Origin of the sequence: Acidovorax sp. SUPP3434 (assembly GCF_030159015.1) — a bacterium.
Classification (GTDB): domain Bacteria; phylum Pseudomonadota; class Gammaproteobacteria; order Burkholderiales; family Burkholderiaceae_C; genus Paracidovorax.
In genome coordinates this window covers 182,562-195,872 of sequence record NZ_BQXL01000008.1, presented here as the reverse complement: position 1 = coordinate 195,872, position 13,311 = coordinate 182,562, and the positions used below count along the sequence as shown (strand labels likewise).

Here is a 13,311-nt window from a genome sequence, read left to right as displayed (position 1 = left end):
GGGCCGTCATCCCGGCCGGCGCACCCTGCCCGGCGATCAGGCTGCGCAACGACATTCCCCGCGCCCTACACTGGCAGGCCCGGTGGCGCCGCAGGCAAGCCTTTTGCATGCCGGCCTGCACCGCTCCCGCCAGCCCCCCTCTCACCCTTGCCCGGCCCCACACACCATGCTCGACCTGCTCATCCACAACGCCACCCTGCCCGATGGCCGCACGAACGTTTCCGTGGCCGTGCAGGACGGGCGCATTGCCGAAGTGACCGAGGGCCTGCAGGCCCCGGCGCACGAGACCGTCGATGCGGGCGGCCTGCTGCTGAGCCCGCCGTTCGTCGATGCGCACTTCCACATGGACTCGACCTTGAGCTACGGCCAGCCCCGCGTGAACGAGAGCGGCACGCTGCTGGAGGGCATCGCGCTGTGGGGCGAACTGAAGCCCCAGCTCACGCACGAGGCCATCGTGGAGCGGGCGATGCACTACTGCGACTGGGCCGTGGCGCGCGGCCTGCTGGCCATCCGCTCGCACGTGGACACCAGCGACCCACGGCTGCTGCCCGTGCACGCGCTTCTGGACGTGAAGCGCCGCGTGTCGCCCTACCTCGACCTGCAGCTGGTCGCCTTCCCGCAGGACGGCGTGCTGCGCGCCGCGGGCGGCCTGGACAACCTCCAGCGCGCGCTGGACCTGGGCGTGGACGTGGTGGGCGGCATTCCCCATTTCGAACGCACCATGGCGCAGGGAGCGGAAAGCGTGCGCATCCTGTGCGAGCTGGCCGCCGATCGGGGCAAGCGGGTGGACATGCACTGCGACGAGACGGACGACCCGCTCTCGCGCCACGTCGAAACGCTGGCCTTCGAAACCCAGCGGCTGGGCCTGCATGGCCGGGTGACGGGCTCGCACCTCACCTCCATGCACAGCATGGACAACTACTACGTGAGCAAGCTCATCCCCCTGATGGCCGAGGCGCAGCTGGGGGTGGTGGCCAACCCGCTCATCAACATCACCCTCCAGGGCCGCCACGACACCTACCCCAAGCGCCGCGGCATGACCCGCGTGCCCGAGTTGATGGCCGCGGGCCTGACGGTGGCCTTCGGCCACGATTGCGTGATGGACCCGTGGTACGGGGGCGGCAGCGGCGACATGCTGGAGGCCGCCCACATGGGCCTGCACGTGGGGCAGATGACCGGCCAGCACGCCATGCGCCAGTGCTTCGAGGCAGTGACCACGAACCCGGCCCGGCTACTGGGCCTGGAGGGCTATGGCCTGCAGGCCGGCTGCCATGCCGACTTCGTGCTGCTGCATGCGCGCGATCCGGCCGAGGCGATCCGGCTGCGCGCCACGCGCCTGGGGGTGTGGCGGCGAGGCCGGCGGGTGGCGGGCAGCCCGGCGCCCGTGGCGGCGCTGCATCTGCCCGGCCGGCCCGGCCACGCGGACTTCCTGCGCGGCTGACCGGCCCACGGGCTGCACCGCCGCAGCCCGGTTTCCCGCTGGCCCTGTCGCCTTATTGCCTTATTCAGCGGCGGCGGGCGCCGCAGGCGGTGCGCACGGGGCGTCGGCCGAGACCGGATAGCCCACGATGTCCGTCAGCGCTGGATACCCGCTGATGGCGTGCGACGCGAGCCGGCCGCCCATGGTCGCGCCCTCGGCGCTGCCCACATTCAGCCCGGTGTAGATCCAGTCGCCCGCCAGCACGAGGTTGCTGAAGCCCGACTCCCAGGCCTTGAGCCGCGCGGCGGTGCTGCCCGGCGGGCTGATCACATAGCGCTCGGACGGGTCGATGTTGGCGCGCCAGAACTGCTGGTCGAAGCGCTGCACGCCCAGCCCGGTGTTGGCCGGGTCGTGGTCCTGCAGCAGGCTGAAATCCATGCCCGTCGGGTCGCCCGGCGGCGAGACCACGTTGGTCGTGGATTTCGGCAGCAGCGGCCCCATGCACACCTGCAGGTACTGGATGCACTGGGCCTTCACCCGGGCGTGGGCGCGCGCGGGATAGCCGGTGTCGGTCAGGGGCGGCGGCGGCTCGTAGTCGGCCATGGCGCCCGAGAAGTACCACAGCGATTTGGGCATCTGGCTGGCCGGCCACGACTCCCACTGCAGCAGGTGGGTGAAGTCCACCTGCCCATCCAGCGGGTTCATGTAGGTGGCGCCGATCACCGTGTCGGTGGGGTTCTTGAGGGGAATGTCCCAGCCCAGATCGGTGGTGCTGCGGTTCAGCCAGACCTGCATGGTCTGCGTCTGCACGGTGGGCACCTTCTCGACCATCGCGCGCCATTCGGGACGCGCGGCCAGCAGCTCCTTGCACAGGTAGGGCACGGCGCCCACCGCGATGGCCAGCACCACCTGATCGAAGTCTTCGCCGGCCTTCAGGGTCTTCTGGCCCACATTCTTCCAGGGCGTCCAGTACGACTCCAGGTCGATGTCCTGCTCGCGCAGCGCATCGCCTTCCACCAACTGGTCGTAGCAGGGCCCGGACGGCCACGCTGGCAGGCCTTCGATCGGCACGAGCGGTTCGTAGGGCGCATCCGGCTTCACCAGGGTGGCCTGCACGCCCATCTGCACGGCAGCCACCGACTGGCCGTCCGCCGACAGCGCGAGGTTTTCGACCTTGTGGAAGAACTCGAACTGCACGCCGCGCTGGCGCAGCACCAGGTACAGCGGCGCGATCACCGTCTCGCCCGTGCCCGCCGCGAACAGCCAGGCGAACGCGCCCATGTACGCATAGCTGCGCAGCGACCAGTGCAGGTAGGCACCTGCCGCCATGCTGGCGGTGCGGGCCGTGTCGCCCTGCGGGTACTGGTAGGACAGGTTCACCGTGTTGAGCGCGAGCGGGGACGACACGGTCATCACCGAAGCGCCGTGGCGCGCCAGCCAGTCGCTGAAATTCTCGTTGTCCACCGCGTCGAAGCCGCGCTCGATGATGCGGTCGGCCAGCACGCCGCGCACGATGGCCATCAGGTATTCGAGCAGGATGTACAGGCGCCGCAGGTCGTCGTTCTCGTCGATCAGGCTTTTGAGCCGCGCGTGCAGCCAGTCCCACACCTCATCGAGCGCGGGGTGGCTGGTGCCCAGCTCGGCGTTCTCGTCGAGGATCGCGGTCTGCAGACGCTCCAGGATGTCCTGGCCGGCGCGCAGCTCCAGCTTGTGGATCTCGCTCAGGCCGGGCGTGGCCTCGGGGTCGATCAGGCCCTGCGTGGTCTCGATCAGCCCACCGATCCACTGGCGGATGGTCTGCAGCGACGAGGCATCGTCCGGGGTCAGCGAATTGGTCGGCACGGTCATGGGCCAGCGCTTGAAGCCGCCGTTCTCGAACTCCCACATCAGCACGAAGCTCTCGGGAATGAAGGCCTGCTCGAACGTGGCCAGCTTGGCGTCCGCCGGGCGGCCCAGGGCCTTGTAGCAGTCGGCCATGATCGGCAGCGCGTTGTAGTAGCTGCCCAGGAACCCGTGGATGCCGTGCTCCTCGATGCGGTTGTTGGGCCCCCGCTTGGTGGCGCACTTGCCGCCGAGCCGCCAGCCCATCTGGTACACCGTGATGGCGTATTTCTCCTGCCAGCCGGGTTGGCTGGTCAGCTCGTAGGCCACCGTCAGGGCGGCGAGGCCACCCCCCAGGATGGCGATTTTCTGGGGTGCATTCGCTTCAGACATACCGTTTCCCTCTCTCTTTTGGATTGCCGATGGTTGGGTTTCTCGTGGACGACCGGGTGGATGCGCGCCTCACTCGCTCCAGCCCGCCTGCCGCAGGCAGTCGGTGTAATGGTTGAGATGCTCGTCATGCACGAAGGGGTGGCCGGCCTTCAACGCCTGCAGGGAGTACGGGCCGAACTTCTGGGCCTGCCGCAGGGTCTGCTGCCCGTCCTCCGGGCGGCCGGACGCAACCTGGCACGCGGCCAGCAGGTAGTGGTTGAAGAACCAGTCCGGGCGCTTGGACAGCGCCTGCAGGGCGAAGCCCAGCGCGGCCTGGTAATCGCCCTCGATGAAGCTCGCCAGCGCCCGCGTGCGGATCCACAGGCTCAGGTGCGGATCGAGCGGACTGGCCTCGCAGGCCTGCAATGCGTAGCTCGCGGCCTCCTGCGTGCGCCCGCAAAACGCCAGCAGGCGCCCCAGTTCGCCCGCCGCCGCGGCGAACTGCGGATAGATCGACAGGGCGTGCTCCTGCTCGGAAATCGCCTGCGGGAAATTGCGCGAGAACGAAAGCACCGTGCCCAGCGTGAAATGGGCGAAGGCGTCGGTGTCGTCGTGACTCACCGCCTGCAGGGCATGGCGGTTGGCTTCGGCGATGTCCATGCGGGCGGATTCGGACCAGCCGGCCCACACCCGCGACATCAGGATGAATGCCAGCAGGGCCAGGGTCGGGGGATCGTCGGGCTTGGTGTCCAGCGCCTTTTGCGCGAAGTACTCCGCCTTCTCCATGTGGTCGCGCGTGGAGCGCCAGAAATGCCAGCGCGCGCGCATCAGCAGTTCCCAGTGCTCGCGGTCGCGGGGCGTGGTCTGGCTGCTGACCCATTCCTCGCGCCGCAGGTACACCGGCTCGATGGCGCTCACGATGGCGGCCGATATCTCGTCCTGCACCTGAAAGAGGTCGTCCACCGGCCGGTCGAAGCTTTGCGCCCAGATGGTTTCATTGCGCGGCCCGTCGATCAGCTCCGCGGTCACGCGCAGCCGGTTGCCGTTGAACCGGATCAGGCCTGACACGAGGTAGCGCACGCCCAGTTCCTGGCTGATGGTGCCATTGGGCGGCAGCGGATGCCGGTAGCTCACCGAGGAGCTGCGGGCGATCACGTACAGCCAGCGCGAGCGGGACAGGCGGTTGATGATGTCCTCGGCCATGCCGTCGGCCAGGTAGCCGTCTTCGGCCAGACCACCTGCCACGCCGAACGGCAGCACCGCCACCGAGCGGGAGGCGCTGGACACCACGGCGGCCGGCAGCGGCTCGGGCACTTGGGCGCCACTGGCCACCGGCGCGACGCGCGCGACGAACCGGTAGCCCTGCCCCGGGATGGTCATGATCAAGTCGGAGCCCAGCAGCTTGCGCAGCGAGGACACATGCACCTGCAGGTTGTTTTCCTCCACCACCATGCCCGGCCAGACGAGGTTGAACAGCTCCGATTTGGTCACCAGCGCGCCGGCTTTGTGGACCAGGGCGCACAGCACATCGAAAGCGCGGGCTCCCAGCAGGACAGGCTTACCGTGGGCCAGCAACTGGCGCTCGTGGACCCTCAGCGTGAAGTGGGAAAACGTGAATTCAGTGGTCATGGCCCGCAAGTTCTTGTCGCCTCTAACAACCCAGCCTCCCCGGCGGGTCTCTCACTCTACACCAAGATTGTTTCAGAACGCTTCAGGTTTTCCAAGGCCGCTTTAAGGGCAATAAAAGGGGGCGAAGAACAAAATCCGCCCACTCATGAATCGCAACCGAGGGGGATTTTTAAGCGGAGTCAAAAACGCCATTAAAAAAATAATCGAGGGGCGTCATGAGAAAGCAACCGGCCACGCAATCTTGCTGAAGCCGGTATTTTGTTCAGAGAAAACAAACCCTCTAGGAAACATAATGTCCGACTGTAATTGCAACCAAAACGGCGCCCAAGACGACTCGACCCATGTGCCGAACTTCACGGCCGTGGGTTTCGCCGAGGGCAGCAGCCACGCACCTGCACTGCGCAGCAACGCTGCCGGCGCTCCCAACCTGGAAGGCGTGGAAGCGCTGAAGCTTTCCGTCTGCGTGGGCGCCAGCTACAACCCGACCACCAACCAGATCTGCTTCTCGGTGCCCATCTACGGCAATCTGTGCATTACCTCTCCGATCCACATTCCCGTCGGTGGCCAACTGAAGGCATGCGCCCAGACTTGCGGTTCCTTCATTCCCACGGGCCTGAAGGTCACCATTTACCTCAACGGCAATCCCATTTACAGCGGCACGGTGGTGGGCCGCTGCTGATTTGCCACCAAGGGAGGGGCCGAATCAAAAATAAAATCAATTCGGCCATTTTTCATTACGCAGGAGAAAAACCATGGCTTCATGCAGCCCTTTCAATGTGAGCTTCACGGGCAGTGCCCAAGACCTGTTCGTCAAGATCGCCGCCCTCATTCACCAGAATGGCGGCGTCATCTCGGGCGGTCCCGCGGGTGGGAGCTTTTCGGTGGGCACGCCACTGGGCACGGTGGCTGGCACGTTTTCGGTGAACGGCCAGACCTGCACCGTGACGATCACCCAGCGGCCGTTCTTCCTGCCCTGCAGCACCATCCAGTCGTTCGTGCAGTCGCACATTCCGACCGTGGTGCAGTCCAACATCCTGGACTTCTGAAGCGTCTCCTGGCGCATTGAAAAAGCCGCCCCGGCCTCACGGCCGGGGCGGCTTTCTTTTTGGAAGGCAGGCGTGCCGGAGGCGCTCAGCCCGCCAGCGCCACGAACACGTTCTGCACGTCGTCGTTGCCGTCAATGGCGGCCAGGAACGATTCGACCTCTTCCAGTTGCTCCGCGCTGAGATTGGCCGGGTTCACCGGGTTCTTGGGCCGGTAGCCCAGCTTGGCCGACAGCACCGTGAACCCCTGCGCCGGCAGCGCGCGGCACACCAGGTCCAGGTCGGTGGGATCGGTCCAGAACGTGGTGTTGCCCTCTTCCTCGCCGGGCTCGAAATCCTGGGCACCCGCCTCGATGGCGGCCATTTCGGGATCCGCATCGGCAGACGCCGGCTCGGCCTCGATGATGCCCACATGGTGGAAGTCCCAGGCCACGGAGCCGGACGTGCCCAGTTGGCCCTTGCGAAAGAGCACCCGCATTTCCGGCGCCGTGCGGTTCACGTTGTCGGTGAGGCACTCCACCATCACCGCCACCTGGTGCGGGGCGAAGCCTTCATAGATCACGCGCTCGTAATTGACCGCATCGCCGGACAGGCCCGCGCCCTTCTTGATGGCGCGCTCCAGGGTGTCCTTGGGCATGGACACCTTGCGGGCCTGCTCCACCACCAGGCGCAGCCGCGCATTGCCCGCCGGATCGGCGCCGCCTCGCGCCGCGACCATGATTTCCTTGACCAGCTTGCCGAACAGCTTGCCTTTGGCATCCGCGACCTGTGCCTTGCCCTTTGCTTTCCACTGCGCGCCCATCGTGACGATTCCTTGGTTTGCGGCGCTCCAGGCGTCCCGCGTCGTTGATTGATCGATTGGTTGGATGGGCCGGGCGACGGCATGGGGCGAATGCCCCCCGCGCCCGCAGGCGCTGCACGGGCGCCCGACCCGGAGGGCATCGGTTATACACCCGCGCCCCCCCACCGCCGCGGTTACCGCCACCCTTGAGGCGAAAAAGAGCCCATGCCGGGGTTTTGATTGCCCTGGTAGCTATCAAATCGATAGCACCGAATGGCGCGGTGGCTCACCGCCCCTTTTTGTCCACCGAACCACCCGGCCTGCGGCTTGCCGCCGGCCCCGGCCGGGAAGCCGACCGCAGGGCGGCCTCCCATGCCCGGCCGGCCCACTCCACCGCTTCGGCCGGGCCTTCGTACATTTCCGCCGGGGCCTGCCGGTACGACAGCGCCACCGGGCGACCATGGCGCTCGTAGACGAAAGGCTGCAGTCCACGGGCGTCGAACACCGGCGCGGTGAGCGCGTCAGCCTTGAGGTACAGCGCATCGCTCACCACCAGCGCCAGCATGTGGTCTTCGTGAAAAACGCCCCAGCCGCCGAACATGCGCCGCAAGCGGACGGAGCCCCAAGGCGCGAAGACCCCGGGCAGTTCCTGAGCGAAGGCACTCACGGGAGCGGAAGGCGGCTTTTTCATCGGGGTGGCGTGCGGAGGTCGAATGGGGAACCCGTCCATTGTGCGGGTCCGGCGTTGTTCCACATCGACCCGCCAAGTGTTCCGCAACGGAACACCCGTTGCGCCACGGGGCACTCCAGCGCTCGATGCGGCCTTGAAGCGATCAAAGAGAAATCAACCACCGCCGCTTGATCTGCTTGGTTTCCCTGCTATTCATTTTGAATTTTTGCCTGCCCTGACCTGGCTGGCACGTGCATTGCGCCAACACAGAGGCCCGCGCCGCGCCGGTGGCGTGGAACACCCCAACCGACCACAGGAGACAAGCACCATGAACATGGCAGAAATCGCCAGCCTCGGCATCGCTAACCCTTACAAGAAGCAGTACGGCAACTACATCGGCGGGCAGTGGGTGCCGCCCATCGACGGCCAGTATTTCGAGAACACCTCGCCCATCAACGGCCAGGTGTTCACCTCCATCCCCCGCTCCAACGACAAGGACATCGACGCTGCGCTGGATGCCGCCCACAAGGCCAAGGTCGCCTGGGGCAAGACCTCCACCACCGACCGGGCGAACGCCCTGCTGAAGATCGCCGACCGCATGGAAGCCAACCTGCTCACCATCGCGGTGGCCGAGACGCTGGACAACGGCAAGCCGCTGCGCGAGACCATGGCCGCCGACATTCCCCTGGCCATCGACCACTTCCGCTACTTCGCGGGCTGCATCCGCGCGCAGGAAGGCGGCATCAGCGAGATCGACCACGAAACCATGGCCTACCACTTCCACGAGCCGCTGGGCGTGGTGGGGCAGATCATTCCGTGGAACTTCCCGATCCTCATGGCGGTATGGAAGCTCGCACCGGCCCTGGCCGCCGGCAACTGCGTGGTGCTCAAGCCCGCCGAGCAGACGCCCGCCTCCATCCTGGTGCTGCTGGAACTGGTGGGCGACCTGCTGCCGCCCGGCGTGGTCAACGTGGTGAACGGGTTCGGCCTGGAAGCCGGCAAGCCGCTGGCCAGCAGCCCGCGCATCGCAAAAATAGCCTTCACGGGCGAGACCACCACGGGCCGGCTCATCATGCAGTACGCCAGCCAGAACATCATCCCCGTGACGCTGGAGCTGGGTGGCAAGAGCCCCAACGTGTTCTTCGAAGACGTGATGGCGGCCGACGATGGCTTCTTCGACAAGGCGCTGGAAGGCTTTGCGATGTTCGCGCTCAACCAGGGCGAGGTGTGCACCTGCCCCAGCCGCGCGCTGGTGCAGGAATCGATCTATGACAGGTTCATGGAACGCGCCTTGAAGCGCGTGGCGGCCATCAAGCAGGGCCACCCGCTGGACAAGGCCACCATGATCGGCGCGCAGGCCTCGCAGGAGCAGTTGGAGAAGATCCTCTCGTACCTGGACCTGGGCAAGCAGGAGGGCGCGCAGTGCCTGATCGGCGGCGAGCGCAACCACCTGGACGGCGACCTGGCCGGCGGCTACTACGTCAAGCCCACGGTGTTCAAGGGCCACAACAAGATGCGCATCTTCCAGGAGGAGATCTTCGGCCCCGTGCTGTCGGTGACCACCTTCAAGACCGAGGAAGAGGCGCTGGAGATCGCCAACGACACGCTCTACGGCCTGGGCGCCGGCGTGTGGAGCCGCGACGGCGCGCGCACCTTCCGCATGGGCAAGGGCATCCAGGCCGGGCGCGTGTGGACCAACTGCTACCACCAGTACCCCGCGCACGCGGCCTTCGGCGGCTACAAGCAATCGGGCATCGGCCGCGAGAACCACAAGATGATGCTGGACCACTACCAGCAGACCAAGAACCTGCTGGTGAGCTACTCGCAGGCGCCGCTGGGCTTCTTCTGATCGCTTGATCTGCATCAGCCCAGCCACCGGGTGTCGGGCCTACCGTGAAGGCCCGACACCCCGTTGAACCCGCTGCACATCCGCTGCAGACGAAAGGATTTCCCCACCCATGACCGCCAAGACCATGAAGGCCGCTGTCGTTCGCACATTCGGCCAGCCGCTCACCATCGAGGAAGTGCCCGTGCCCACGCCTTCGGACGACCAGATCCTCGTGAAGATCGAGGCCTCCGGCGTGTGCCACACCGACCTGCACGCCGCCGAAGGCGACTGGCCCGTCAAGCCGAACCCGCCGTTCATCCCGGGCCATGAGGGCGTGGGCTTCGTGGCCGGCGTCGGCAAGAACGTCAAGCACGTGAAGGAAGGCGACCGCGTGGGCGTGCCGTGGCTGCACTCGGCGTGCGGCTACTGCACGCACTGCATGGGCGGCTGGGAGACGCTGTGCGAGTCGCAGAGCAACACCGGCTATTCGGTCAATGGCGGCTTTGCCGACTACGCCCTGGCCGACCCGAACTTCGTGGGCCACCTGCCCAAGGACATCGGCTTCGTGGACATCGCGCCGGTGCTGTGCGCGGGTGTGACGGTGTACAAGGGCCTCAAGGTGACCGACACCAAGCCCGGCGACTGGGTCGTCATCTCGGGCATCGGCGGCCTGGGCCACATGGCCGTGCAGTACGCCAAGGCCATGGGCCTGAACGTGGCGGCCGTGGACGTGGAGGACGACAAGCTCGACCTCGCCAGGCAACTGGGTGCGAGCGTGACGGTGAACGCCAAGACCACCGACCCCGCCGCCTACCTGCAAAAGGAGATCGGCGGCGCCCACGGCGCGCTCGTGACCGCCGTGTCGCCCAAGGCCTTCGAGCAGGCCCTGGGCATGGTGCGGCGCGGCGGCACGGTGGCGCTCAACGGTCTGCCGCCCGGCAACTTCCCCCTGCCGATCTTCGACATGGTGCTGCGCGGCGTGACGGTGCGCGGCTCCATCGTGGGCACGCGGCTCGACCTGCAGGAGTCGCTCGACTTCGCCGCCCGCGGCCAGGTGAAGGCCACCGTGGCCACGGAGAAGCTCGAGAAAATCAACGACGTGTTCGACCGCATGCGCCAGGGACAGATCCAGGGGCGCATCGTGCTGGACATGGCAACGGCCTGATCCCCATGAACACGCCGGCCGCCCCCTCCACCCCGGTACCCGCCCCGGAGACCGGGCCCGTGGGCCGCGTCTCTGCCACGCCGGCGGCCGTCGCGCTCATCGAGCGCCTGGTCGCCCAGCACGGCCCGCTCATGTTCCACCAGTCGGGAGGGTGCTGCGACGGCAGCGCGCCGATGTGCTTCGCGCTGGGAGAGTTTCTGCTGGGCGATTCGGACGTGCTGCTGGGCGAGATCGCGGGTACGCCCTTTTACATGAGCCGCTCGCAGTTCGCCTACTGGGAGCACACGCACCTCATCATCGATGCGGTGCCCGGCAACGGCGGCATGTTCTCGCTGGAGCGGCCCACGGGCCTGCGCTTTCTCACACGGTCGCGGCTGTACAGCGACGCGGAATGGGAGGCCGTTAGCGCGCTCGGGCCGCCGGCTTGAAAGGCTCGGGCCCGCCTGCGGCCTGCGCCGCCTTGAGGTGGCGGTACACGGTGTTGCGCGACACGCCCAACGCACGCGCCGCGGCCGATACGTTGCCGCCATGGGCCGCGAGTGCCTGCGCCAGGGCCGCTGCGGTGGTATCGCCCAAGCGCGGCACGGCGACGGGGCTGCGCGCCACCGGGGGACTACCCGGCATTGTTGTAGCCGCCGGGACGGTAGCTCCCTTGGCCGCGTTGCCAGTGCCGTTGGCATGGGCCAGCAGCAGGTTGCAATCCTCCAAGAAGTCCTCGGGCAGATGGGCCCGCTGGATCACCCCGGCCTCGCCCCGCGCCATCAGCGCCGCGGTGCGCAGCACGCTGCTCAACTGGCGCAGGTTGCCCGGCCAGGCATGCGCGGCGAACAGCGCCATGGCCTCGGGCGCGACGCGCGGCACCGCGCTGGCAGAGGCGTCGGCCTGCGCACGCAGGATGCGCTCGACGATCACGGCCAGGTCGGTGCGCTCGCGCAGCGCGGGCAGCCGCACCACGAGCCCGTTCAGCCGGTAATACAGGTCATCGCGGAAAGTGCCCTGCGCCATCATCTCGCGCAGGTTTCGGTGCGTGGCGCAGACCACGGCCACATCCACCGGCACCTGCCGCGCGGCGCCCAGCGGCGAGACGCTGCGCTCCTGCAGCACGCGCAGCAGGCGCGCCTGCATCGACAGCGGCATGTCGCCGATCTCGTCGAGGAACAGCGTGCCGCCATGGGCCTGCACGATCTTGCCGGGATGGCCCTTGCGCCGTGCACCGGTGAAGGCACCCTCGTCGTAGCCGAACAGCTCGGACTCGATCAGCGTCTCGGGAATCGACGCGCAATTGACCGCCACGAAAGGGCCGCCCTGCCGTGGCCCGTCCTGGTGGATGGCGCGGGCCAGCAGCTCTTTGCCCGTGCCGGTCTCGCCCAGGATCAGCGTGGACACGTCACTGCCCAGCAGCCGCGTGACCCGGTCGATCACCTGGGCGAGCTGGGCATCGCCCGTGTCCAGGTAGCGCAGGCTGGACAGCCGGGCCAGCTTGGCCGGGCGCGGACGGGCGGGCGGCGCGCCCGGTGCATCGCCCTCCCCTGGCCAGGTCGCCGGTGGCGCCCCGGCCCCATCGGGCCGATGTGGCCCGTGACCCGGATCGACCCAGGGCAGCAGCGTGCCGGCACGCGGCCGACACTCCACCAGTGCCTGCACCGCCACGCCGCCCGGTAGCTGCAGGCGCAGCGGCTCCGGAACGGCCTGGCGGGCATGCGCCAGCAGCGCCGCCATGGGCATGCCGAACAGCGAAGAGAACGTGTGCGCCTGCAACGCGTTGGCCGACATGCCCAGCTGGAACTGCCCGCTGCGATTGGCAGCGAGGAAGCGCCCGTCCGGCGTGAACGCGGCCAGCCCCTCCACCAGCGTGCCGAGGAATTCCGGCCGCGCATGGAAGCGCAGCCGCACCGCGTCTTCGAACACCTTGCCGAACAGGTGGTTCTCCACCATCTTGGCCGACATGCGCACCAGCGCCATGGTGTGGGCGCTCTGGCTGCGGTGGTCGCCGCTCACGTCGAGCGCGCCGATCACATGCCCGTGCGGGTCGAGGATGGGCGCGCAGGAACAGGTCAGGAAATGGTTGGCCTGCAGAAAGTGCTCATTGCCGTTGACCTGCAGCGCCTCGCCCAGCGCCAGGGCCGTGCCGATGGCATTGGTGCCCTTGCTGCGCTCGGACCACGCCGCACCGGGGCGCAGGGCGACCCGGCTCGCCCGGTCCAGAAACTCGTCGTCGCCCAGGGCGTGCAGCACCACGCCCTGCGCATCGGTCAGCAGCACCATGCTCTGGGTGCCTGCGATCTGGGCCGACAGCGTTTCCATCACGGGGCGGGCGTGGGCGAACAGCGCTTCGTTGCGGGCCACCATCCAGGCCAGGGCTTCGGCATCCAGGGGCCGCAGGTCCGCCGATTCGTGCCGCCGCAGGCCGAAGGCGGCGGAGCGCTCGTGCGCCTGCGTGATCCGCTGCGCCGCCGAAGCGGCCACCTCGCCCGGCGTCGGGCCGGGCGCACCGAGGAATGCGTTCGTCTGCATGCTGTCTCCTTGGGGCTCTGTCATCGCCCGGCGCTGCGTGGCGCCAGAGTGTTGCTTGGGCGACTGGC

At 67.7% G+C, this 13,311-nt stretch carries 11 protein-coding genes; 6 read left to right on the top strand and 5 right to left on the bottom strand.

All coding sequences use genetic code 11. The features are described from left to right. Positions 1–166: 166 nt before the first annotated feature. Positions 167–1,441, top strand: coding sequence for an amidohydrolase family protein (locus AVKW3434_RS14620; RefSeq protein ID WP_284406411.1), 1,275 nt, complete (start codon positions 167–169; stop codon positions 1,439–1,441). Between the two features lie 60 nt (positions 1,442–1,501). On the opposite strand, the gene AVKW3434_RS14615 is transcribed toward AVKW3434_RS14620, so the two are convergent. Further along, positions 1,502–3,634, bottom strand: a complete 2,133-nt coding sequence (locus AVKW3434_RS14615) for an NAD(P)/FAD-dependent oxidoreductase (RefSeq protein WP_284406410.1) — start codon at positions 3,632–3,634, stop codon at positions 1,502–1,504. Between the two features lie 69 nt (positions 3,635–3,703). After that, positions 3,704–5,242 carry a winged helix-turn-helix domain-containing protein gene (locus AVKW3434_RS14610; protein WP_284406409.1) on the bottom strand — a complete coding sequence of 513 codons (1,539 nt, stop codon included), beginning with the start codon at positions 5,240–5,242 and terminating at the stop codon, positions 3,704–3,706. Between the two features lie 292 nt (positions 5,243–5,534). Here AVKW3434_RS14610 and AVKW3434_RS14605 point away from each other — a divergent pair, with 292 nt between their 5' ends. Next, entirely contained in the window at positions 5,535–5,921 is a 387-nt protein-coding gene (locus AVKW3434_RS14605) for a hypothetical protein (RefSeq protein WP_284406408.1), read from the top strand. 73 nt (positions 5,922–5,994) lie between these two features. Continuing rightward, positions 5,995–6,288, top strand: a complete 294-nt coding sequence (locus tag AVKW3434_RS14600; RefSeq protein ID WP_272563793.1) for a hypothetical protein — start codon at positions 5,995–5,997, stop codon at positions 6,286–6,288. Positions 6,289–6,373: 85 nt separating this feature from the next. On the opposite strand, the gene AVKW3434_RS14595 is transcribed toward AVKW3434_RS14600, so the two are convergent. Further along, positions 6,374–7,087, bottom strand: a complete 714-nt coding sequence (locus AVKW3434_RS14595) for a YebC/PmpR family DNA-binding transcriptional regulator (RefSeq protein WP_272563794.1) — start codon at positions 7,085–7,087, stop codon at positions 6,374–6,376. 265 nt (positions 7,088–7,352) lie between these two features. Beyond that, positions 7,353–7,757 (bottom strand): TfoX/Sxy family protein, encoded by a 405-nt coding sequence (locus AVKW3434_RS14590; RefSeq protein WP_284406407.1) that lies wholly within the window; start codon positions 7,755–7,757, stop codon positions 7,353–7,355. A gap of 307 nt (positions 7,758–8,064) precedes the next feature. On the opposite strand from AVKW3434_RS14590, the gene adh reads away from it, so the two are divergent. The 3 genes from adh (at position 8,065) to AVKW3434_RS14575 (ending at position 11,157) form a co-directional block, all read left to right on the top strand. After that, positions 8,065–9,585, top strand: a complete 1,521-nt coding sequence (gene adh / locus AVKW3434_RS14585; RefSeq protein WP_284406406.1) for an aldehyde dehydrogenase — start codon at positions 8,065–8,067, stop codon at positions 9,583–9,585. A 109-nt stretch (positions 9,586–9,694) separates the two neighbouring features. Beyond that, complete coding sequence (gene adhP, locus AVKW3434_RS14580) at positions 9,695–10,729, top strand: alcohol dehydrogenase AdhP (RefSeq protein ID WP_284406405.1); 1,035 nt, start codon at positions 9,695–9,697, stop codon at positions 10,727–10,729. 5 nt (positions 10,730–10,734) lie between these two features. Further along, the gene (locus AVKW3434_RS14575) at positions 10,735–11,157 is read left to right on the top strand and encodes a DUF779 domain-containing protein (protein ID WP_284406404.1); all 423 of its coding nucleotides are present in this window, start codon (positions 10,735–10,737) and stop codon (positions 11,155–11,157) included. On the opposite strand, the gene AVKW3434_RS14570 is transcribed toward AVKW3434_RS14575, so the two are convergent. Then, the gene (locus AVKW3434_RS14570; RefSeq protein WP_284406403.1) at positions 11,132–13,243 is read right to left on the bottom strand and encodes a sigma-54-dependent Fis family transcriptional regulator; all 2,112 of its coding nucleotides are present in this window, start codon (positions 13,241–13,243) and stop codon (positions 11,132–11,134) included. The two genes, AVKW3434_RS14575 and AVKW3434_RS14570, sit on opposite strands and share 26 nt — an antisense overlap. Positions 13,244–13,311: the final 68 nt, after the last annotated feature.

What these genes read in the sequence shown, in the direction of transcription:
- AVKW3434_RS14620 (WP_284406411.1), top strand. Translation starts at nt 167, where the DNA reads ATGCTCGACCTGCTCATCCACAACGCCACCCTGCCCGATGGCCGCACG.
- AVKW3434_RS14615 (WP_284406410.1), bottom strand. Translation starts at nt 3,634, where the DNA reads ATGTCTGAAGCGAATGCACCCCAGAAAATCGCCATCCTGGGGGGTGGC.
- AVKW3434_RS14610 (WP_284406409.1), bottom strand. Translation starts at nt 5,242, where the DNA reads ATGACCACTGAATTCACGTTTTCCCACTTCACGCTGAGGGTCCACGAG.
- AVKW3434_RS14605 (WP_284406408.1), top strand. Translation starts at nt 5,535, where the DNA reads ATGTCCGACTGTAATTGCAACCAAAACGGCGCCCAAGACGACTCGACC.
- AVKW3434_RS14600 (WP_272563793.1), top strand. Translation starts at nt 5,995, where the DNA reads ATGGCTTCATGCAGCCCTTTCAATGTGAGCTTCACGGGCAGTGCCCAA.
- AVKW3434_RS14595 (WP_272563794.1), bottom strand. Translation starts at nt 7,087, where the DNA reads ATGGGCGCGCAGTGGAAAGCAAAGGGCAAGGCACAGGTCGCGGATGCC.
- AVKW3434_RS14590 (WP_284406407.1), bottom strand. Translation starts at nt 7,757, where the DNA reads ATGAAAAAGCCGCCTTCCGCTCCCGTGAGTGCCTTCGCTCAGGAACTG.
- adh (WP_284406406.1), top strand. Translation starts at nt 8,065, where the DNA reads ATGAACATGGCAGAAATCGCCAGCCTCGGCATCGCTAACCCTTACAAG.
- adhP (WP_284406405.1), top strand. Translation starts at nt 9,695, where the DNA reads ATGACCGCCAAGACCATGAAGGCCGCTGTCGTTCGCACATTCGGCCAG.
- AVKW3434_RS14575 (WP_284406404.1), top strand. Translation starts at nt 10,735, where the DNA reads ATGAACACGCCGGCCGCCCCCTCCACCCCGGTACCCGCCCCGGAGACC.
- AVKW3434_RS14570 (WP_284406403.1), bottom strand. Translation starts at nt 13,243, where the DNA reads ATGCAGACGAACGCATTCCTCGGTGCGCCCGGCCCGACGCCGGGCGAG.